Below are 22,263 nucleotides of genomic sequence, written 5' to 3'. Positions count from 1 at the left end.
TTCCGCTAAAGTGAAAGGGACAGAACTAACGTAATGGAGGGCTTACAAGCGATGACACATATTCAATTTGACTACTCGAAAGCGTTACCTTTCTTTCAAGAACATGAGCTTACATATTTAAAAGATTTTGTGAAGGTGGCCCATCATAATATTCATGAACAAACGGGTGCTGGCAGTGATTATTTAGGCTGGGTTGACTTACCGAAGCAATATGATCGCGAAGAATTTGCCCGCATTCAAAAAAGTGCTGAAAAGATTAAATCTGATTCTGATGTATTACTCGTTGTTGGAATTGGTGGATCTTATCTTGGGGCACGTGCGGCCATTGAGTTTTTAAACCATTCTTTCTATAATACTTTGCCAAAAGGCAAACGCAAAACACCGCAAATCATCTTTATTGGAAACAACATCAGTTCTTCTTATTTAACAGATGTAATGGATCTGCTAGAAGATGCCGATTTCTCCATTAACGTGATTTCAAAATCTGGTACAACAACAGAGCCAGCCATTGCGTTCCGTATCTTTAAAAAGCTCCTTATCGAAAAATATGGTGCTGAAGAAGCGAAAAAACGCATCTATGCGACAACTGACAAGGCACGCGGGGCACTCAAAACATTAGCAACTGAAGAAGGCTATGAATCATTTATCATCCCTGATGACGTCGGCGGACGCTATTCCGTCTTAACAGCAGTTGGTCTATTGCCAATCGCTGTAAGCGGTGCAGACATTGATCAAATGATGGAAGGTGCTGCGAAAGCAAGTGAAGACTTCGCTTCATCTGAGCTCTCAGAAAATGCGGCTTATCAATATGCGGTTGTCCGTAATGTTCTTTACAATAAAGGACGGACAATTGAAATGCTGATTAACTATGAGCCAGGATTACAATACTTTGCGGAATGGTGGAAGCAGTTATTCGGTGAAAGTGAAGGGAAAGATGAAAAAGGAATCTATCCTTCATCTGCCAACTTCTCAACGGATCTTCATTCACTTGGTCAATATGTACAAGAAGGAAGAAGAGACTTGTTTGAAACCATCGTGAATGTAGACAAGCCACGACATGAACTTGTCATCGAAGCAGAAGAACAAGACCTTGATGGGTTAAACTATCTTGCAGGAAAAACGGTTGATTTCGTCAATAAAAAAGCATTTGAAGGCACAATGCTTGCACATACTGATGGGAAAGTACCGAACCTGATTGTGACGATTCCTGAAATGGATGCTTATACATTCGGATATCTCGTGTACTTCTTCGAAAAAGCATGTGCGATGTCTGGGTATTTACTAGGCGTCAATCCATTCGACCAACCTGGAGTAGAAGCGTATAAAGTGAACATGTTTGCTTTATTAGGAAAACCGGGCTTCGAAGAGAAAAAGGCAGAACTTGAGAGCCGTCTTAAGCAATCATAAGAATAAAAGGCACATCTTTGCATAAGGTGTGCCTCAGATTGTTGACAAAGGGCTAAAATGAACTGTATTTTAGCCCTTTGTCTTCTTTTTAGCGTGATAGAAAACCTTTGAAGTCTAGGAAGGACGAGTACTGGCGCGGAGCGAATTTGACTTTCGTGAGCACCGGCGCGCAGGACTGACAACGAATGCGAGGGTTTGTCTACACGCTAAGGCACATCTTTGCATAAGGTGTGCCTTTTTTTATGTTCTCATGGTGTCAGTGCAAGCCTCACTAAGCTCTATACATAGAATAATCAATGGAGGAGGTTGATGAAGCGATGAGAACAAATCATATTTATATCCATGACATTTCCGGGCAGGCCATCGTTAACTTTGGGAATGTTGGGCGGATTTGTCCAATGAGTGCTACGAAAGAAACATCAGGAGCGGGCAGTGCGAACGAGACAAATGCATCATCCAGCCAGGCCTTATTTGATGCTGCTTTTACAAACAATGTGCAAATCACGAAAGGCAAATGTATGAATTCCTCTCTTTAACGAACCCTATACAAAAAGGAGGGTTCTGTATGATTCATGTACCATCTAGGCTAACTGGTGAAAGCTTTTCACTGTACCATTTAGAAGAAAACATGAAGCCGCTCGGATATGTCATTAATGGGAATTGGGATTATGATCATGGATATTTTGATTATAAAATTGACAACCGTGACGGCTATACCTTTCTCAGAGTTCCGTTTACAGCCGAGAAAGGACAGCTGGATCAGCCAGGCGTTGTGGTGAAAATGGGACATCCATTTCTCTTAAAGCATGTCTATCAAGATAAATTAGATGACCATGCGATGGTTGGAAATGTCGGGGCATCTTTTAACCAATTCCAAGAACCGAAAGAGAAAGACGGAGATGTGTCAAAGGCTTATGCCGAAATTGGTTTTTCACTCGTCAAAGAATTAGAAGATGTACTGCTTTAAAAGCTGATCAGCTCATCCTCTGGATGAAGCTCATACCCAAAAGGAGGATTCATCATGGGTCCTTCTTTTTTTTGTACGCCTACAATGATCACATGATGCTCTAGAAAATGATGAAGTGCCGTTAAGAATGTCTCTCCAGCTAATGAAGCCGGTACTGGAATGATGGTGATCTGTTTATGGAGGGTCATGTTTCTTTTTATTTTTAACGCCATGAGCTGTTCTTTTAAAAGAAAATGCTCCACCATTAAATGATTCACGGCATCAGAAGTATGGATGACTTGATTGGCTCCAGCCCGCTCAGCATTTTTCACATAGCGATCGGTTAAAATTTCAATTAAACAATATAACGAAGGATTTAATCCTTTTGCCGCAAGCAAGGTTAAGACACTCTGCATATCAGCCGTCACTTCATTTTCATGCTGGTCAGCGGTAATCATCAATGTATCAGCACTCATAATATTTGCTCTGCGAAGTGTGGCATCCTCTGTACCATGGCCTTTAATAAAATGGACATTCTCTAAAAGAGGTCCTTCCTTTAAGGAATCATCAATGAGTACAATCGGCATGGCGGGATCAATGGTTTGAAACGATTGAAGCAGTTTGTTCGTTTTCTCATTCCAGCCGACAATAATAAGATGCCCTTTCCCCTTGAAAGCCACCTTCCCCTCTACATAATGGTGCTGTTTGCTAAATACAGCGGCAGCAAGCGTGGCAAAATATGCAGTGACAAAGCTGGCGCCGATCAAAATGAGCGCCATCCCTGCTACTTGCCCAGGCATGGTTTGCGGCACAAAATCACCGTATCCCACAGTAGACACTGTAATGAGCGCCCACCAGATCCCATCAAAGATCGTATGATACTGCTTTGGTTCAAGTATGACGATTAATTGTCCAAAAAAGAGAAGCAAGAAACAGATGATGATCGCAATGCGAACGTAAAGAGGCCATCTTAGCCAGGCAATAAAGATACGGTTTGATTTCATCGAACTCGTCCTTTCAGGGAGACTGCTAATGTCAGTATGCCCGATTAGGAAACAATTTTTCATCATCGTCATGTATTGAAATAGAACCCATATCTTAAAATAAGAGAGAAGAAGGAGGGAATGCGAATGTCGTTTGTTCAAAAGACCGTACTTCTTTTTATCGGCGCCCACTTTTTATCATCTGCGGTGATTTTACTCGTGTTTGATTTAAATGCGGTGAACCATTTCATGAATGATTTCTCGTGGCTTCGTTTTTTTCAAGACCTATATGGAACGGTGACATTTTATACAGCATGCATCGGAATGTTCTTCTTTTTCATTGGTGTAGTGATTCCACTTAAAAAGACCTAGTGCTTTTTGCTGTACACGTTACATAAAAGTCATTAAAATTGTAAATAAATATATAAAATAAAAGGAAGCTGATGAGCATGCTGTTTTTTTATTTTTTAACATTTGCCGCATTGGGATTGTCTTTTTGGGCACAATTTAAAGTAAAGAATAATTTTGAAAAGTATTCAAAGGTTGAAGCTGCCAGTATGAAAACAGGTGCTGAAACCGCTCGATATATTTTAGATCGCAACGGGTTATACGACGTACCCGTTGAACCGGTAAGAGGAACTTTGACTGATCATTACGACCCGACGCAGCGTGTGGTTCGTTTATCTGAACCAGTGTATTATGGCCATTCCATTTCGGCCATTTCAGTCGCATCACACGAGGTTGGACATGCCTTGCAGCATCAGGAATCCTATGGTGCGCTTGTCTTGAGACATAAGATCTTCCCTGTCGTGAACTTTGCATCTGGTGTTGCCCCGCTTCTTTTCCTAGGTGGATTATTGCTCGGCAGCCTTAACTTAATCGGGCTTGGGATCGTTCTGTTCTCAGCTGCTGTGTTCTTTCAGCTAGTGACATTGCCTGTTGAGTTTAACGCAAGTTCTCGTGCAAAGAATATCATTGTTTCAGAAGGAATCATTAGAAGCAGTGAAGAAAGAGGCGTGAACAAGGTGTTAAATGCTGCAGCTCTTACGTACGTAGCAGCGGCCCTTGTCTCCCTGTTTGAATTGCTCCGTTTTGTAATGATCTTCCTAAATGGCCGTAATGATTAATTGACGCCAGAGGAGGTGAGCCCTTACCCGTGTTAGGTAAGGGTTTTTTTGTATATTTTAAACGTATTTTTAGTCCTATTACTCATTGCTGCGACAGCATTTTTTGTTGTCACTGAATTTGCGATTGTGAAAATTAGAGGCTCAAAAATCAATCAGCTGATTGAAAGCGGTGATAAGAGAGCCATTCATGTTCAGAAACTGACAACCAACCTTGATGAATATTTATCTGCCTGTCAGCTTGGCATTACCATCACGGCATTAGGCTTAGGGTGGTTAGGGGAGCCGACTGTGGAACATTTCCTGCATCCGCTTTTTGAAAAGGCAGGGCTTCATTCCGCTTTGACAGACATCATATCGTTTATCATTGCCTTTGTGATCATTACGTTTTTGCATGTTGTCGTTGGGGAACTTGCTCCCAAAACGATTGCCATTCAAAAGGCAGAAGCCGTCAGTCTTGTGACGGCAAAACCTCTTATTTTTTTCTATAAAGTCATGTACCCGTTTATTAAAGCATTAAATGGGGCTGCACGAGGCATTGTGAAATTATTTGGTTTTCATTCTGTCAAAGAACATGAAGTGGCGATCAGTGAGGAAGAATTGCGTCTCATCCTTTCTGAAAGCTACGAAAAGGGCGAGATCAACCAATCTGAATACAAATATGTCAATAAAATATTTGAATTTGATAACCGAGTGGCGAGAGAGATCATGATCCCGCGCACAGAAATCTCAGCCATTGAAATTGAACAGAGCCTGGAAGACGTGACGCATTATATGCTGAACGAAAGGTATACACGTTATCCTGTCATTAAAGAAGACAAAGATCATGTCATTGGTGTGATCAATAGCAAAGACGTATTTAAAGCAAGTTTTCTCAATCAAGAGGTGTCCATTGAAGACTTAATGCGCCCTGTTATTCGAGTCATTGAAAGTACACCGGTTCAAGAACTGCTGATTTTGATGCAAAAGGAACGGATTCATATGTCGGTGCTTGTAGATGAATACGGCGGAACAGCTGGTCTCGTCACAGTTGAAGACATATTAGAAGAAATTGTGGGGGAGATTCGGGACGAATATGATCAAGATGAGACCCCTCATATTGTGAAAAAAGGTGACTTTCATTATGTGATGGATGGGAAAGCCTTGATCGATGAAGTAAATGATCTATTGGATTTAGCGATTGAAAATGATGATGTTGATACAATTGCAGGGTGGATGATGACGCATAAAATTGATTTTGACATTGGAGATATCATTGAAGCAGAAGGCTGTGAATTTAAAATCGTCGATGCAGAAGATCATCATATTCGAACCATAGAAGTAAAAAAGGTTCACTTTTCCTAAAAACCTCGGAGCTATTGACGAGGTTTTTTTGCTTGGTAAACTTTAGGTAAGAAGATTTATTTCTGCCAACCGGCAGTGATTGGTTTCACATAAAAAGGGTATGGTTTTATAGACATGATCAAAAGGAGCAGAGAAATGAAAAAAATCAACGTACAAACAGACAAACACGATGACATGATAGACATTACCCATGAAGTTCAGCAATATGTCCGGGAAACTGGGATTCAAAACGGAACGGTTATGGTCTATTGTCCACATACGACGGCTGGAATCACCATTAATGAAAATGCCGACCCAGACGTCAAACGAGATATGCTGCGCCGGCTTGACGAAGTCTTTCCGTGGGAACATCCAAAAGATCGTCATATGGAAGGAAATACAGCAGCGCATATGAAAGCTAGTTATATGGGAGCATCTCAGCACGTTCTTGTCCATCATGGTGATCTTGTGCTTGGAACGTGGCAGGGAATCTATTTTTGTGAGTTTGACGGACCGAGACATCGTCACTTTTATGTACAGGTATCATCTAACGAGTAAGGGTGGGGGAGAAGATGGGAGAATTCACAGCGTTACTTCAAATTGAACATGGCATCATTCAAGCACCAATGGCAGGAGGAGCGGTGACGCCGCAGCTTGTCGCTGCTGTTTCACAATATGGCGGTCTCGGTAGCTTAGCAAGTGGTTATGTACAGCCTGAAAAGATGAGGCAGCAAATCAGACAGGTCAAACAGCTGACATCTCGTCCATTTCAAGTGAATGTGTTTGTCCCTGAACCCATTTCAGAAACGAAAACAGAAGATGTATCATTTTGGACAGACCGGCTGCCTGTCATACAAGAAGCACAGATGATCCCTAGAGAAGAAGAATTATGGAAGGACTATGAACAAAAAATCAAGATTCTTCAAGAAGAAGAAGTCCCAGCTGTGTCGTTTACATTTGCCTGTCCAAACGAACAAACAATTCATCACCTGAAACAAAAGGGGATCTTTCTCATCGGAACAGCTACAACAAAAGAAGAAGCACTACTTTTAGAAGAAAAAGGAATGGATGCCGTTGTCCTGCAGGGAAGTGAAGCAGGAGGGCACCGAGGCACCTTCTTACCTTCAAAGGGAGATGCTCTGCAGGGACTTTTCTGCCTGATCAGTGATGTCATATCCGTCTGTCATATCCCATTGATCGCCGCTGGAGGGATCACAGACCGGACCACTATGAAAGCAGCACTAGCACTTGGAGCGGATGCGGTTCAAATAGGGACACGATTTTTAGCGAGTCAAGAAAGTGCTGCGGCAGATGTGTACAAAAAGGCGCTGTTACAGGCAGAAGGCAGTGAAACAGCGATGACACGGCTTTTCTCTGGGAAAAGAGCCAGAGGCATTGTCAATCAGTGGATGGAGGAAGAAAGACGAAATGAAGACCGGGTTCTCCCCTATCCCATACAGCATGTATGGACAACACCGATGCGAAAAGCGGCAGCTGCTGCAGGAAACCGAGAACAAATGGCTCTTTGGGCAGGTCAGGGGGTTGGCCGCATTCTCTCGATTTTAACCGTTGAAGAGATCATGCATGAACTCACGCAGAAATAATTTGATAATGGGTGGTGTGACAGGATGGAAATCTTAAAACATTCATATCGGAAAAAAGGACAAATTGAATTTCTATTTGATGATTTTCCGCACTCCCCTGCCGTCCTTACCCCCATTCGTCATTACTATTTCGTTCGTTATGTCAAATGGAATCAGCACGACCCTCCAGTCACAAGAAACGATCTAGAAGAAATGGAAATCCTAGCAAACACAATGCTTGGCACGCTCCATGATTACCGCAAACGCAAGGCATACAAAGGCCCCTTGTCATAACCTATAGACAAGAGGCCCTTTTTAGCTACCAAACATTTGCCTGAGATAAATAACATCCATCCTAGTAGTCTGCGGCAGTAAATAAGCGGACTGAACAGCCCCTGGCCGTCTTCTGGCATTTAATTTATCGATAATCTCTGCAGCTGTTAAGATCCCAAGCCCATGCCCATAATATTGATCTTCCCCTAAGAAAATCACATTTTCTCCGCGCCATTGAGACTGTTGATAGCTAAACTCTGGATTCTCGAAATATAGGCAATCCCCATAAATAAAATCATTTCCGCGCTCTGTATAAATGGATAATGTATCATAGTGCCAGTCATACAGCGTTAAACTTCTAAGTCTTCGATTGAACTTCTCGTCTCCTACCGTTTGCAGGACTCCCATATAAAACACAATGACAATCGCTGTGGCACATTCAAAGGCATATTTTGAGCCATTTTCAAAGATGTCTTTAATCCCCGTAGATGGCTCGACTTGATAGCGCAGTTCTAACGCTCCGGCCTCTGATACACGCCAATAGGCGTCATTCGCACGGGACCTTTGAAAGATAGCAAATGAGGCACCGCTCTTGTTCAAATCTCTTGCCGCATTCATGATATTCGATCGTAAAGTCACCTCAAATAACAAATCAGATGCCTGCCTATAACGGAACGTATCATTTGAGGCTTGTAACTGCATCAAAATGATCCGCTTTTGTCCTTCTAGCTGAAACGATGCCAGCTGCTCATTTGTCACTGGCTGTCCTGAAAGGATAATCATATGAAAAGCGCCCCCTTTTGTATTAGCGTATGCGGGATGCTTGGGCAAGGAATCAATTTGTGAAAATAAACAAAAAGACATCCTTTTTATTTGAAAAACATGAAAATAATATGAAGCTGTCCGATATAAAACATAACGTTTAAAAGGAGGAAAAACATGAAAAGTATCATAAAATGGTTGAAAAAACCATCGATTTCTAAAAGGCTGATTATTTCATTCACACTTGTTCTCGTCTTGCCTATCATTACACTCAGTACGATTTCATATCAGATTGCCAAAGAAGAATTAGATCATGAAATCATGTACGGAGCCAACGCAAGAGTCAATGAGCTGAATGACATGATCGAGCAAAAGCTTTTGAATAAGGAGAACGCAGTCAAACTGTTTACCGAAACATCCAGTGCTGCAGACTTTAAAAAGAAAAACCAGGACGAACTGTATGAGCATTTTGAGATATACAGTAAAATCAATGAAGATGATGTAGTTGGATTTTATGCAGCAAGTAAAAATCGTGATTTTATTCAGTTCCCTAAAGTGGACATGCCAAAAGGCTATGATCCAACAACTCGTGATTGGTATAAAGCGGCGATGCAGGACGAAAAAGGCGAACCTGTGGTCACCAATCCATACATCTCTGCCACAACAAACGGCATGGTTGTCACAATCGCTCAGCGTCTGAAGGACGGGTCGGGAGCCATTGGGATTGATATTGATGTTCAAGATATCGTCGATAAAATCAAAGATATTAAAATTGGACGAGAAGGATATCCAATTATTGCAAATAAAAACAAACAGATTGTAGCTCACCCAGAAGAAAAATCAGGCTCTGCAGTTACAGAAAATATTTCATCAATCCTTTACAGCGGCAAAGAAGGAACATCAACTTATGAGAATAAAGGAGAGCAAAAACGCCTCGTTTTTGTGACAAATGATTTAACAGGTTGGAAAATTGCTGGAACGATGTTTGTATCAGAAACAGAAGAAGCAGCACAGCCAGTTTGGAATTCTGCCATTATTCTTTTAATTTCTTCTTTTATCCTTGGCGGTATCGCTATCTTCTTTATCGTTCGCTCCATCACAATTGGACTTAGAAGGCTTGTTGATTTCTCAGAAAAGGTGAGTGAAGGGGATCTAACGGAAACCCTCGAAACCAAATCGAAGGATGAAATAGGAGACCTCACAAGAAGCTTTAGTAAGATGAGTGAATCTTTGCGTGAAGTTATTCGAGCGGTCCAGCAATCTGTCGACAATGTGGCTTCAGCTTCAGAAGAGCTGACTGCTAGTGCCAGCCAAACAAGTCAGGCGACAGAGCATATCACAATGTCGATTGAACAATTCTCAAATGGGAATGAAGCACAAAATGAGAAAGTCGAATCTAGCACGAATCAGCTTGTCGCAATGAATGAAGGATTACAAGGTATGTCACAAACTTCATCAGAAGTGACTGCTGTCTCCATTCAATCGACAGAAGCGGCTGGACAAGGCGGACGTATCGTTGAAAGCACAGCGAATCAAATGAAACATATCGACACATCTGTACAAGAAGCAGAACAAGTCATGAAAGAATTAGAATACAAATCTAAAGATATTACGAGCATTTTAAATGTCATTAATGGCATCGCAGATCAAACGAATTTACTTGCACTCAATGCAGCCATTGAAGCAGCAAGAGCAGGTGAATCAGGGCGCGGCTTCTCTGTCGTAGCAGAGGAAGTCAGAAAACTAGCGGTCCAATCCGCAGATTCAGCGAAAGAAATTGAAAAGCTGATCCAAGAAATTGTGTTGGAAATTTCCAAATCTCAAGAGATGTTCAAAGCTGTTAACCGAGAAGTAAATGCAGGACTTGGGATGACAGAAGAAGCAAAAGAAAGCTTCCAAAACATCTATGAGGCGGCAGAAGGTATGTCGAAAAAGCTCACTCAATTAAATGATACAGCGGTTGACCTATCAAGCGGATCAAAACTTGTGTCACAAGCTATGCAGGAGATGCGTCAAGTTTCAAGAGAAAGTGCGGCGAACATTCAAGATATTGCGGCATCTGCTGAAGAACAATTGGCATCTATGGAAGAAATTTCGTCCTCTTCTGTCACACTTGCCAATATGGCTGAGGAGCTAAAAGAGCTGACAAGTCAATTTAAAATTGATTAAAAAACGATGAAAAAATATCCAGAATTGTCTGGGTATTTTTTTTATTTTTAAACGTCATTTCCAGCCCTCTAAAAATAAACCTTTCATCCGATAATAACTTTAGAGAAGTAAAGGGGGAAAGAGAAAATGGGAAAAATGATCCAATGGTTCAAAAAACCATCCATTTCTAAAAAATTAGTTATTGCCTTTTTGGTAGTCCTCATACTGCCAACCGTCGCACTCACAATCAGTGCATTTTTTACATCAAAAACAGAGTTAGACAAACAGATTATGGGCAGTGCGATGAGTCAGGTCAATGCATTTGATACCTTAATCGATGAGAATATTGGGAACAAGGCAGAGGCTGTGACTCTGTTTACAGATGATCTCAAAGCGGCTAATCTTCAAGAAAAAAATAGAAAAGCTACCATTAAAGAATTGCAGCAATACGGAAAAATTAATGAAAAAGATGTCTCAGCCATTTATGCGGGTTCAGAAAAGGGCTTGTTCATGCAATACCCAGTTCAAAAAATGCCTGAAGGCTATGACCCGCGAGAGCGTCCGTGGTATCAAGAGGCCATGAGTGCTGATGGTAAACAAGTCATCACGAAGCCATACGTCGCAGCATCTACAGGTAAAATGGTCATCACCATTGCCCAAAAAACGAAAGATGGCTCAGGGGTAATTGGTCTTGATATGGAAATTGACAGCCTCATTCAAAAGCTAAAAGAAATTAAAATAGGTCAAAAAGGATATGCTTTCATCATGGAGAAGGATAAAACCGTGCTAGCAGATCCAACCCAAAAGCCAGGAAGCAAAGTCAATGAGAATTTGGCGAACATTATTTTTAAAAACAAACAAGGAAACGGCAGCTATACACTCAATGGAACAGATAAAAAGGTGGCGTATGTCACCAATGAACTAACCGGCTGGAAAATCGGCGGCACGATGCTCGTATCAGAAGTAGAGGATGCAGCTAAACCCGTTTTCAATACAGCCATTATTGTGTTCAGTGTGACACTGATCGTAGCAGGAACCCTCATCTTCTTTATTGTCCGCTCTATTTCAACTAGATTATCCAATCTTGCCCGTTTCTCGAAAAAGGTCAGCGATGGTGATTTACGTGATAAACTTCAGATTCAATCAGATGATGAAATAGGACAAGTTGGTAAAGGCTTTAATACGATGATTGACTCATTAAGATCCCTCATTGGCGCCGTCCAAACCTCTGTTGAAAATGTCGCTTCTTCATCAGAAGAACTGACCGCAAGCGCAGGACAAACAAGTAAAGCAACAGAGCATATTACATTAGCCATTGAACAATTCTCTACTGGTAACGAAAGCCAGAATGATAAAGTGGAATCAAGCTCAGAAGAGTTAGAAGAAATGAACAGAGGCCTTCAGCACATGAATGAGTCGGCTGAATCGATTACCGCTTCATCCATCAAATCAACAGAGATTGCAGGAGAAGGCGGACAGCTAGTGGAAAAAACCGCTTCTCAAATGAACGTGATTGATCAATCAGTGAAAAAAGCAGAGAATGTCATCAGTGCGCTGGAAAGCAAATCAAAAGATATCACCCAGATTCTTGGTGTCATTAATGGCATCGCAGATCAAACGAATTTACTTGCGCTGAATGCAGCGATTGAGGCAGCAAGAGCTGGCGAATCTGGTCGAGGCTTCTCCGTTGTAGCAGAAGAAGTAAGAAAACTTGCTGTTCAATCTGCCAACTCAGCGAAAGAAATTGAAAACTTAATCAAAGAAATCGTTCAAGATATTGATGTATCACAAGAAGTATTCACGGCAGTAAATCAAGAAGTTCAATCAGGCTTAAGCTTTACTGAACAAACGAAAGTCAGCTTCCACAATATTTTCGACATGACCAAAGAAATCTCAGATCAGCTCCAAACAATGAATCGAACAGTTGTCCAGCTGTCAAAAGGATCTGCACATGTTTCTGAGGCTGTCCGTGAAATTGCAGACGTATCACGTGAAAGCTCCGCCAATATTCAAGACATTGCCGCTTCAGCTGAAGAACAGCTGGCATCAATGGAAGAGATCAGCTCATCCTCAGCCACCCTTTCTTCAATGGCAGAAGAATTACGTGATTTGATTAGCAAATTTAAAGTTGAATAAACAAAATGAAAAGAACCTCCAGCTAGGGGGTTCTTTTTTGAACTGAATATAACGAAAGAAATAGGTAAATATGATTATTTTGGTGGTTTTTTGAACATTATACCTTGAAAAATAATCCGTATTACCTAAAAATAGAGGGGGATGATCCCAAATCATAAACCAAAAGGAGTAGAGTCATGAAAAAAATCAACTTTTTTAAGCACTTTACGATGTCAAAGAAATTAATTACTGCATTCTTAGCGATTCTCCTAGTGCCCATTCTTGTGTTGGCCGCATTTTCCTATGAAGTGGCGTCTAAGTCTCTCAATGATGAGATTATGTCCAGCGCTGCAAATGGTGTGAATCAATTAAATGAACTGATCAATAAAGATGTACAGCCTAAAATTGATATTGTTTCATATTTATCTAAATCGGTGAAAAAAAAGGAACTGGCCTCTAAAAATAAGGATTTACTTAAGGTGAAATTAGAGCAACTATCGGAAACAGACGACGATGTCGTAGAAGTATTTGTTGCAGATCAGAATGGTAAACTAACTGAATATTCCGAGATTCATAAAGGCAGTGCCAAAAGCGCAAAAAATGAACCATGGTTTCAACAATCAATGGGAGACGACAAACTCATCATTTCAGATCCTTTTACAGACAAGTCATCAGATGACCTGCTCATCACAATATCAGAACAGTTAGCAGATGGTTCTGGTGTCATTGGTATAAATGTACGATTGAACACGATTGTGAAAGATACAAACAGCATCAAAATTGGTCAAGAAGGTTATGCGTTTGTCGCTACCTCAGACCAACGTTACATTGCTCATAAAACGGAAAAGGCCGGGACGAAACTGACAGGCGATTTCATCGAAAAGATGTATCACAATAAAAAAGGCAGTTTCGAATATGAATTCAACGGACAGCCGAAGCAAATGTTTTATGACACAAATGAAGCAACAGGCTGGAAGCTTGCGGGAACAATGTATGTCAACGAAGTGAAGGAAGCCGCACAGCCAGTGCTTGACTTAACCATGATCATCCTAGCTGCTGCGATTGTCATCGGTGGAATCGCGATTTATTTTATTATTAAATCGATCCGAAAACCACTCATAGAGCTCTCTGAATCGGCTGAGAAAATCAGTCAGGGGGATCTCACCCAGCATATCGAGGTGCGCACACACGATGAAATCGGCAAGCTTGCACAGAGCTTTAACGATATGTCGGCAAAGCTGAAACAAGTCATTCAAGCCGTCCAGAATTCAATTGAAAATGTGGCTGCCTCATCTGAAGAATTAACAGCTAGTGCAGGACAGACAGCCCAAGCAACTGAGCATATTACCTCATCTATTGAACAGTTTTCAAACAGCAATGAACATCAAAATGAGATGATCGAAAAAAGCTCTGTCCAGTTAAACGACATGGATCGCAGCTTATCACATATGGTCAACACGACTTCTCATATGATGGAATCATCTATCGAGTCTAGCAAAACCGCTCAGGCTGGTGGAGAGCTCGTTCAAAAAACAGCAGGTCAAATGCAAACGATTGAACAAGCAGTGAAAGAAGCGGAGCTTGTGATTGCAGGGCTAGAACAGAAATCTAAGGACATTACAAGCATTCTTGGAGTTATCAACGGCATTGCAGATCAGACGAACCTCCTTGCTTTAAATGCAGCGATAGAAGCCGCACGTGCAGGTGAGGCAGGAAGAGGCTTCTCTGTGGTCGCTGAAGAAGTTCGCAAGCTTGCAGAGCAATCAGGCAGCTCTTCAAAAGAAATTGAAAGTCTGACGAACGAAATCGTAGATGAAATTGAAAAGTCGCAGAAGATGTTTAGACAAGTAGCAGGTGAAGTTCAATCTGGATTAAACATTACAGATGAAACGAAAGTGAGTTTTGAGAAAATCACCCATAAGACATCAGAAATGACAGAACAAATGAAACAAATGAATGGATCAGCCCAAGAACTTTCTCATGGCTCAAACGATATTTCACAAGCAGTCAATCAAATCAAAGAGCTTTCACGTGAAAGTTCCGCAGGTTTCCAAGATATTGCGGCTTCAGCAGAAGAACAGCTGGCATCAATGGAAGAGATCAGCTCATCTTCCGCCACTTTATCCCAAATGGCAGAAGAACTGAGAGAGCTCATCAAACAATTTAAAATATAAGAGTCATAGTGGAACACCTGACGTTTTGGCGTCAGGTGTTTCAGCGTGTAGACAAACCCTCGCATTCGGTGTCAGTCCTGCGTGCTGGTGCTCACGAATTCAAATTCGCTCCGCGCCAGTACTCGTCCTTCCTAGGGCTGCAAAGGTTTTCTATCACGCTGAAAAGAAGAAAAGGGCTAAAATCAAATTCATTTTAGCCCTTTGTCAATAATTTGGAACACCTGACGTTTTGACGTCAGGTGTTTTTCCGTTCTTTGCACATAATTTGGGTATTTTGGACTTACCTAGACTTTAATAAATTAAAAAAGTAAAGAACCTAGTAGTACTTCCGATATATATACTATCTTACTAAAAGGAGTTTTCTTTTTTATGAATTTCATACAGTATTTCAAAAAACCATCTATATCAAAAAAGCTCGTTTTCTCTTTCTTATTTATTCTTTTATGCCCAATTATCGTATTGGCATTCTCTTCATATCATACGGCGAGCACCTCTTTAAATGATCAAATCATGCAAAGTGCAAAGGAAAATGTAGAACAGCTGGATAAAAACATTACGAAGGTTGTGAAAGTAAAAACAGACGCAGCCGATTTCTTTAGCAAATGGATTACGAAGAAAAAGCTGGGGCAAAAAGGAACGACTGATATTCAAGGGCGCTTTGAGCAATTCATGAGCATGAATGATGACACAGAAGGCATCTTTGTTGCTTCAAGTGATGGAAAAGTGTTCTCAAGATATCCAAATCAAAAAATGCCTGCTGATTATGTCGCAACTGAGCGGGATTGGTACAAAGATGGCTGGGCGAAAAACGGTGAGCTGTCAGTTTCCGCTCCATATCCAACCGCATCAACTGGTACACTTGTTGTGACGATTTCTAAAAAACTAGAGGATGGTTCTGGTGTTATTGCGATGAACCTGGACATTGCGAATCTAGTAAAAGAGTCTAATAGTATCAATATTGGTAAAGAAGGTCATGCTTTTATCGGAAGCCCAGATCGGACATACGTGGCACATCCAACGAAAAAAGCAGGAACAAAATTAACAGGTGATTGGGTAGACAAGCTTTATACACAAGACAAAGGTTCAATGAGTTATATGTTTGAAGGAAAAGAAAAGCAAATGGAGTTCACAACAAACAAAGCGACTGGTTGGAAAATTGCCGGTACAATGTTTGTCAATGAAGTAGAAGAAGCGGCGCAGCCAGTCTTCAATATGGCGGCCATTATATTAGCTGGTGCGCTCATCATTGGCGGTATTCTCATCTTCTTTATCATCCGTTCTATTACAAAACCACTTTCCATGCTTGTCTCCTCTTCTAAGAAGATTAGCGAAGGAGATTTAACAGAGAAAATTGATGTCCGGTCAAAGGATGAGATTGGTCAGCTCGGTACAAGTTTTAATGAAATGAGTGAGTCACTCAGAGATGTGATCCAAGCTGTACAGACATCTGTTGAAAACGTGGCGTCATCGTCGGAAGAACTGACGGCAAGTGCAGGTCAAACGACAAAAGCAACCGAACATATTACATCATCCATTGAAACATTCTCGAACGGAAACGAAAATCAAAGTGAAATGGTGGAACAAAGTGCAGCCCACTTGAAACAAATGAACGAAGGGCTAAATGAAGTTGCACAAACATCTGATGTCATTACAGAATCATCGGTTCAATCAAAAACAGTCGCAGAAACAGGCGGACAGCTTGTTGAACAGACAGTTGGCCAAATGAAAACGATTGATCATTCAGTGAAAGAAGCTGAAAGTGTGATCAACGGATTAGAGCATAAATCAAAAGATATCACCAACATTTTAGGTGTCATTAACGGTATAGCAGATCAAACGAATTTACTGGCTCTGAATGCAGCCATTGAAGCAGCACGTGCGGGCGAGTCAGGCAGAGGCTTCTCGGTTGTAGCAGAAGAAGTCCGTAAGCTGGCGGTTCAATCATCAGATTCTGCAAAAGAGATTGAAAAACTCGTCAAAGAAATTGTCTCTGAAATTGAAACGTCTCAAAATATGTTCAAATCTGTGAATGAAGAAGTAAAAAATGGTCTATCAATTACAGATCAAACAAAAGAAAGCTTCTCACAAATCAATCAGCAAACGGCAGAAATTGCGACAAGAATCAATGAAATGAATACGACAGTTCGTGAGCTTTCAAAAGGATCTGAGCAAATTTCTAAAGCAGTGAATGAAATTGCAGATGTATCGAGAGAGAGTTCAGCAAGTATTCAAGATATCGCGGCATCAGCAGAAGAACAGCTGGCATCAATGGAAGAGATTAGTTCTTCTTCGACGACGCTTTCCCAAATGGCGGAAGAATTGCGTGACTTAATTAAAAAATTCAAGATCAGTGAATAATAGAAAGAGGTTCTCCTCAAGGGGAACCGCTTTTCTTTTTAAGAGATGATCTCGTACAATAGAGGAAATCCGAAGAAAAGGAGAGATGTTATGCGTTTATCAAATAAGAAGGTCATTGCGTTAGTCAGTGATGATTTTGAAGATTTAGAGCTATGGTATCCCGTTTTGCGATTAAGAGAAGAGGGGGCAACTGTCCATCTCGTAGGCGAAAAAGCAGATCATGAATATATCGGGAAGTACGGAGTGCCGGCTGTATCAGATGCAGACTTCTATTCCATTCAAGCAGATGATTATGATGCGGTTCTCGTTCCTGGGGGATGGGCGCCCGATAAACTGCGCCGATATCCAGAAGTATTAGACATCGTTCGTACGTTTGATGCAAAGGGCAAACCGATCGGACAAATCTGTCATGCCGGCTGGGTGCTCATTTCAGCTGGTATCCTGAAAGGTAAAAAAGTAACGAGTACACCTGGTATTAAAGATGATATGATGAATGCTGGAGCAGAATGGTTTGATGAAGCCGTTGTGACAGATGGTCATATTGTATCTAGCAGACGCCCGCCGGACCTTCCGCCATATGTGAAAGCATTTGCCGATGTATTAGCGGCAAACTAGATTCACACGAACAAACAAAGGGCTGTAAAACGCCCTTTGTTCATTCAATGCCTCATTACATTTGTCTGTCGGCTGGATAGATAATGCCCATTTGTCTTCTCGCCTCGTCCATGACGGACATGGTTTGAACGGATAAGGCAAATGTATTGATTGGAGACTGCCCCTTTTTTTGCTTGATGCATTGAATGAAGTGATCGATTTCATAATACATAGCCGGTTGATCATCTTTGATAGAAATATCGGTTTGCTGTCCATTCCGATCATGGATGATGATACGAGAAGGGCGATGGAATTGATCAATCACCATTGTGGCATCCTCCCCTTGAATTTCAGCAGATACATGAGATGTTGAGATTTTTGAATGGAAAAGAAGTGCTTGATGTCCTTCATATTGTAAAAGTAATGAACCGCTCCCATCTACTCCAGAAGAAAGTGTATAGCCTCTTGCGGTGATTTGATGTGGCAGCCCGAATAAATAAATGATGGGAAAGACAAGATACACGCCGATGTCCATTAAGGAGCCATTGGATAATTCCGGCTTAAAAGCGTTTGGAATCTCACCGTTTCGGTAGGCATCGTATCTTGAGGAATATTTACAGTAATGAGCGATCACTTGCCGAATGGGGCCTAGTTGATCAAGATGCTGCTTGATTTGAAGAAAATTCGGCAGAAATGTGGTCTTCATCGCTTCCATTAAGCACACCTGATATTTTTTCGCAGCAGCAATCATTTCTTCAGCCTCTTTACGGTGAGAGGCCAATGGTTTTTCACATAATACATGTTTTTGATGCGCCATCATCAGCATCGCTTGCTCTTTGTGAAGGGCGTTTGGACTTGCGATATACACAGCATCAAACGCATCACTTGCCGCCATTTGCTGTAAATTAGTAAAGACGGTATCAATGCCATACTTGCCTGCAAATGCCTGTCCTTTTTCAGCAGACCGAGAATAGACGGCCGTACATGTAAAATCCTCCACTCCTTCACCAGCCTGTAAGAATCGATCTGTAATCCAATTCGTTCCGATGACAGCAAATCGAATCATCACATTCCCTCCTTCTGCTTTTCTCTGATTATACATGCTTTGAAAGCGTTTGTATGAAAGAATCTTCTTTTTTATTGAAAAGCGGATGAAACCTTTACCTTAGCTGATGCGTCTTACATAAAGAATATAAATGTACGAAAAGTGGATAGTTTCCTCCTTCATTCGGGTAATACTTGAGAAGGAGGGAGGAGGAAACGAACATGAAGCGCATCCTACATATAGGAAGTACATACGCTTTCGCGCTTTTATTCATAGCAGCCGGTGTTTTTCATGTGATAGAGCCAAGCGGCTTTGCCCGCATGATGTCTGGATGGCCATTTCCCTATGGCATCATTTATGCCACCGCATGCTTGGAATGGCTGCTGGCCGTATTACTGCTTCTTCCAAACGTAAGGATTGTGGCAGCAAAAATGATCGCTGTCTATCTGGTGCTCATTTTCCCTGCGAACCTTTTTGCTGCGAGAGAAGGGATTCCATTTCCAGGGCAAGAGAGCACAGAACAAGCCTTGTTATGGATGAGATTAATCGGACAACCGATATTGATTGGATGGGCCATGTCCATTGCGAAACGTGAAAAAAAGCTGAAACAATGATCACAAAATGATGATCAAGTAGTGTACAATTTACTAATAAAATAGCCCGTGTTTGGAGGAAAGATATGAATTCTATGCAAATGTGGAGCAGTCGATTTAGAAAATTTTTTCTTGATAACAAGTTTGTTCTCTTTTTACTCATTCTGCTATTAATAGGTTTGAATATCCTTGTTTTCATGAAAACATCTTTTATTTTCACACCGCTCATTGTACTCATCAAAACCATTGCCTTACCGATTATTTTAACGGGGGTTGTGTATTATTTATTAAATCCGATTGTGAATTTATTAGAGAAATTTAAGGTCAAACGGATCTTTTCGATCTTGCTTTTATATATTCTCATAATTGGGATTATTACAGTGACCATCGTGTCCATTATTCCTTTTTTACAAGCACAAACGATGAGTCTGTTTCATAATCTGCCAAAATACGTTGATACGGTAGAAGAACAGATTAGACAATTAACTGGAAGTAACTTTATTAGTCAAGTGCAGAAAACGATGAACTTTAACGTCTCTGAATTGGTAAGTAAAGCGTCAAGTCAAGCGACGAAGATTTTGGAAAGCACTTTTACCGGAGTCGGCACTTTCTTAGGGGCGCTTACTGAAATTATTATCTCGATCGTGACGGTTCCGTTCATTCTGTTTTATCTATTAAAAGACGGCAAAAAACTGCCTGACTATTTCTTGAAATTTATTCCGAATAAGCTAAGAGACCATACTCATATCGTGCTTCACGAAATGAACCATCGTCTGAGTTCTTATATACGCGGGCAGATCATTGTCAGCTTCTGTATCGGTATTCTTCTTTTAATTGGCTATATGATTATTGGACTTGACTATGCGCTGCTGCTGGCGATTATTGCGGCATGTACAAGTGTAGTGCCATACCTTGGTCCAACCATTGCGATTACACCAGCGATTGTGATTGCGCTTGTGACATCACCAGTGATGCTTTTAAAACTCATCATTGTCTGGACAGTGGTTCAGCTCATTGAAGGGAAATTCATTTCTCCTCAGGTGATGGGGAAAAACCTTCATATCCATCCGATCACGATTATCTTTGTTCTATTAACAGCAGGTAAATTGTTCAGTGTCGTCGGCATCATTGTTGCGATTCCGACGTATGCCGTTCTGAAAGTGATCACGACCCACCTGTTTGACTGGTTCAAAATGCGATCCAATTTGTATAAAGAAGAAAAGGTTTGATGTCATAATCTTTTTTAGAAAAAAATATAGTATCATAAAGACGAGCTTTCGAAAAAGGAAGCTTGTCTTTATGTGGACATAGATGTTTGGCCAGTTCAAAAGATCAGAATTGAAAGGAAAGAAAATCATGAATCTATGGGATTTATTCGTGGCACTGGTTTTAGGAATTGTCGAAGGATTAACAGAGTATGCACCTGTCTCGTCTACAGGACATATGATCATTGTTGATGATCTTTGGCTAAAATCAAAAGACATCATTACGCCAGAGGCTGCAAACACATTTAAAGTCGTGATTCAGTTAGGTTCTATTTTAGCTGTCATGATCGTGTTCAAAGATCGTATTTTGAACTTGTTAGGCTTAAAGAAAAATATCACAGAAGAACAAAAACGCAGCGGACATAAGCTGACCATTGCTCAAATTGCTGTTGGACTCGTCCCAGCCGTCATTTTAGGATTCTTATTTGAAGATTATATTGATAAATATTTGTTTGATGTGAGAACGGTCGCCGTCGGTTTGATTTTAGGGGCTGTGCTGATGCTTGTCGCTGATTGGATCAATAAACGTAAAACAGAAACAAGCTCTGTGGATAATATGACGTACAGACAAGCGCTGTATATCGGGCTATTTCAATGTTTAGCACTATGGCCAGGTTTCTCGCGTTCAGGTTCTACAATAGCAGGTGGTGTTATTCTTGGTCTGAATCACCGAGCGGCGGCTGACTTTACGTTTATTATGGCCATGCCGATTATGGCGGGAGCAAGCCTCTTGACACTTGTTAAAAATGCCGAATATTTAACAACAGACATGCTTCCATTCTTTATTGTGGGCTTTGTGAGTGCGTTTATTGTGGCTCTCTTTGTTGTTCGATTCTTCCTAAAACTGATTAATAAAATCAAACTTGTGCCTTTTGCGATCTACCGAATCATCCTAGGTCTGATTTTATTTATCCTGTTTATGTAATGATGGAAAACTACTCTTTTAAAAGAGTAGTTTTTTTGTTGTTTTGCCCTTTTAAACAGTAAAAACAGCCTCTTAATTGGTAGAAAAAGAAGTTTTTTCTTAAATTAGTGTTTAAGTGACAAAGAAAAGGGTAGTACATAAACATACCAATTAAAGGAGGAGTTAGAAATAATGAGGAAAACAAGTAAATTTTTTGTTAGCTCTGTGATTGCTACGTCAATGGTTGCTGTCCCTTTATCTCTTACGACTTTTGGTCAAAAGGCTGAAGCTGCTACGACAACAGGTGTCGATGGAAGTGTCTCGATTGATCCAGTAGCCATTGCCGATAAAATTGAACAAGCAGTAAAATCATCTCAAAATCGTGATGGATTTGTAAAAAATGCGGCATACAGTGCATTCTATGAAGCAGGTCAAAATTACAACGTAGTTGTTCAAAACTTAAGCCAAGATCATGACTTTAGCGGACTGAACAATGTTGTCTATTATGATAGTGTTGAATATGACGGCATTACGTTTGGTATTTGGGTATTTGAAGATGGTACGTTTGTCAACAATGGTGACGGCGGCTATATTAACTGGACTTTTGTTGGCAGCTTTGACCGCGAAGAAGGAAGCGGTACTGTCGATTTCCATAAAAGATTCTAA

Annotated in this window: 21 protein-coding genes; 18 read left to right on the top strand and 3 right to left on the bottom strand. The window is 40.9% G+C overall.

The window, feature by feature from the left end:
* Positions 1 to 51 precede the first annotated feature (51 nt).
* From MHI41_RS14570 to MHI41_RS14560, 3 genes are all read left to right on the top strand, one after another.
* Complete coding sequence (locus MHI41_RS14570) at positions 52 to 1,407, top strand: glucose-6-phosphate isomerase (RefSeq protein WP_017367943.1); 1,356 nt, start codon at positions 52 to 54, stop codon at positions 1,405 to 1,407.
* Positions 1,408 to 1,724: 317 nt separating this feature from the next.
* Positions 1,725 to 1,943 carry a spore germination protein gene (locus MHI41_RS14565; RefSeq protein WP_008345782.1) on the top strand — a complete coding sequence of 73 codons (219 nt, stop codon included), beginning with the start codon at positions 1,725 to 1,727 and terminating at the stop codon, positions 1,941 to 1,943.
* A gap of 29 nt (positions 1,944 to 1,972) precedes the next feature.
* The gene (locus tag MHI41_RS14560; protein WP_024719713.1) at positions 1,973 to 2,374 is read left to right on the top strand and encodes a YugN-like family protein; all 402 of its coding nucleotides are present in this window, start codon (positions 1,973 to 1,975) and stop codon (positions 2,372 to 2,374) included.
* Here MHI41_RS14560 and MHI41_RS14555 read toward each other — a convergent pair.
* Positions 2,371 to 3,357: a potassium channel family protein gene (locus tag MHI41_RS14555; RefSeq protein ID WP_148944034.1), complete on the bottom strand. Its 987-nt coding sequence runs from the start codon at positions 3,355 to 3,357 to the stop codon at positions 2,371 to 2,373. The genes MHI41_RS14560 and MHI41_RS14555 overlap by 4 nt on opposite strands.
* 126 nt (positions 3,358 to 3,483) lie before the next feature.
* On the opposite strand from MHI41_RS14555, the gene MHI41_RS14550 reads away from it, so the two are divergent.
* The 6 genes from MHI41_RS14550 (at position 3,484) to MHI41_RS14525 (ending at position 7,660) form a co-directional block, all read left to right on the top strand.
* Positions 3,484 to 3,708, top strand: a complete 225-nt coding sequence (locus MHI41_RS14550; protein WP_008345775.1) for a hypothetical protein — start codon at positions 3,484 to 3,486, stop codon at positions 3,706 to 3,708.
* 80 nt (positions 3,709 to 3,788) lie between these two features.
* Positions 3,789 to 4,463, top strand: a complete 675-nt coding sequence (locus MHI41_RS14545) for a zinc metallopeptidase (protein WP_024719711.1) — start codon at positions 3,789 to 3,791, stop codon at positions 4,461 to 4,463.
* A 48-nt stretch (positions 4,464 to 4,511) separates the two neighbouring features.
* On the top strand, positions 4,512 to 5,804 hold the full coding sequence (locus MHI41_RS14540) for a hemolysin family protein (protein ID WP_007500537.1): 1,293 nt from the start codon (positions 4,512 to 4,514) through the stop codon (positions 5,802 to 5,804).
* A 135-nt stretch (positions 5,805 to 5,939) separates the two neighbouring features.
* Positions 5,940 to 6,341: a secondary thiamine-phosphate synthase enzyme YjbQ gene (locus tag MHI41_RS14535; protein ID WP_007500538.1), complete on the top strand. Its 402-nt coding sequence runs from the start codon at positions 5,940 to 5,942 to the stop codon at positions 6,339 to 6,341.
* A gap of 14 nt (positions 6,342 to 6,355) precedes the next feature.
* Complete coding sequence (locus MHI41_RS14530) at positions 6,356 to 7,387, top strand: nitronate monooxygenase (protein WP_342494267.1); 1,032 nt, start codon at positions 6,356 to 6,358, stop codon at positions 7,385 to 7,387.
* Between the two features lie 24 nt (positions 7,388 to 7,411).
* Entirely contained in the window at positions 7,412 to 7,660 is a 249-nt protein-coding gene (locus tag MHI41_RS14525) for a hypothetical protein (RefSeq protein WP_017358966.1), read from the top strand.
* A 21-nt stretch (positions 7,661 to 7,681) separates the two neighbouring features.
* Here the strand turns inward: MHI41_RS14525 and MHI41_RS14520 are convergent, their stop codons facing one another.
* A complete protein-coding gene (locus tag MHI41_RS14520; RefSeq protein WP_342494266.1) occupies positions 7,682 to 8,422 on the bottom strand; it encodes a protein-glutamine gamma-glutamyltransferase in 741 nt (246 codons plus the stop codon).
* A 156-nt stretch (positions 8,423 to 8,578) separates the two neighbouring features.
* Between MHI41_RS14520 and MHI41_RS14515 the strand changes: the two genes are divergently transcribed.
* From MHI41_RS14515 to MHI41_RS14495, 5 genes are all read left to right on the top strand, one after another.
* Complete coding sequence (locus tag MHI41_RS14515) at positions 8,579 to 10,570, top strand: methyl-accepting chemotaxis protein (RefSeq protein ID WP_008345759.1); 1,992 nt, start codon at positions 8,579 to 8,581, stop codon at positions 10,568 to 10,570.
* Between the two features lie 126 nt (positions 10,571 to 10,696).
* Entirely contained in the window at positions 10,697 to 12,685 is a 1,989-nt protein-coding gene (locus MHI41_RS14510; protein ID WP_025207886.1) for a methyl-accepting chemotaxis protein, read from the top strand.
* 176 nt (positions 12,686 to 12,861) lie between these two features.
* On the top strand, positions 12,862 to 14,838 hold the full coding sequence (locus MHI41_RS14505; protein ID WP_007500548.1) for a methyl-accepting chemotaxis protein: 1,977 nt from the start codon (positions 12,862 to 12,864) through the stop codon (positions 14,836 to 14,838).
* Positions 14,839 to 15,207: 369 nt separating this feature from the next.
* Positions 15,208 to 17,196: a methyl-accepting chemotaxis protein gene (locus tag MHI41_RS14500; protein ID WP_017358970.1), complete on the top strand. Its 1,989-nt coding sequence runs from the start codon at positions 15,208 to 15,210 to the stop codon at positions 17,194 to 17,196.
* A gap of 90 nt (positions 17,197 to 17,286) precedes the next feature.
* On the top strand, positions 17,287 to 17,811 hold the full coding sequence (locus MHI41_RS14495) for a type 1 glutamine amidotransferase domain-containing protein (protein WP_282833464.1): 525 nt from the start codon (positions 17,287 to 17,289) through the stop codon (positions 17,809 to 17,811).
* A gap of 55 nt (positions 17,812 to 17,866) precedes the next feature.
* Here MHI41_RS14495 and MHI41_RS14490 read toward each other — a convergent pair whose 3' ends face one another.
* On the bottom strand, positions 17,867 to 18,856 hold the full coding sequence (locus tag MHI41_RS14490; RefSeq protein WP_282833465.1) for a Gfo/Idh/MocA family oxidoreductase: 990 nt from the start codon (positions 18,854 to 18,856) through the stop codon (positions 17,867 to 17,869).
* A gap of 200 nt (positions 18,857 to 19,056) precedes the next feature.
* Between MHI41_RS14490 and MHI41_RS14485 the strand changes: the two genes are divergently transcribed.
* The 4 genes from MHI41_RS14485 (at position 19,057) to MHI41_RS14470 (ending at position 22,263) form a co-directional block, all read left to right on the top strand.
* A complete protein-coding gene (locus MHI41_RS14485; protein ID WP_008344160.1) occupies positions 19,057 to 19,449 on the top strand; it encodes a DoxX family protein in 393 nt (130 codons plus the stop codon).
* A 65-nt stretch (positions 19,450 to 19,514) separates the two neighbouring features.
* On the top strand, positions 19,515 to 20,657 hold the full coding sequence (locus MHI41_RS14480) for an AI-2E family transporter (RefSeq protein ID WP_116306123.1): 1,143 nt from the start codon (positions 19,515 to 19,517) through the stop codon (positions 20,655 to 20,657).
* 127 nt (positions 20,658 to 20,784) lie between these two features.
* Complete coding sequence (locus MHI41_RS14475; RefSeq protein WP_024719699.1) at positions 20,785 to 21,618, top strand: undecaprenyl-diphosphate phosphatase; 834 nt, start codon at positions 20,785 to 20,787, stop codon at positions 21,616 to 21,618.
* Positions 21,619 to 21,789: 171 nt separating this feature from the next.
* Positions 21,790 to 22,263 carry a hypothetical protein gene (locus MHI41_RS14470; RefSeq protein ID WP_008344156.1) on the top strand — a complete coding sequence of 158 codons (474 nt, stop codon included), beginning with the start codon at positions 21,790 to 21,792 and terminating at the stop codon, positions 22,261 to 22,263.

The sequence above is a fragment of the Bacillus sp. FSL M7-0307 genome (genome assembly GCF_038627835.1).
Classification (GTDB): Bacteria; Bacillota; Bacilli; order Bacillales; family Bacillaceae; genus Bacillus; species Bacillus altitudinis.
The sequence above is the reverse complement of the archived record's forward strand: the minus strand, read 5'-3'. Positions and strand labels throughout refer to the sequence as shown.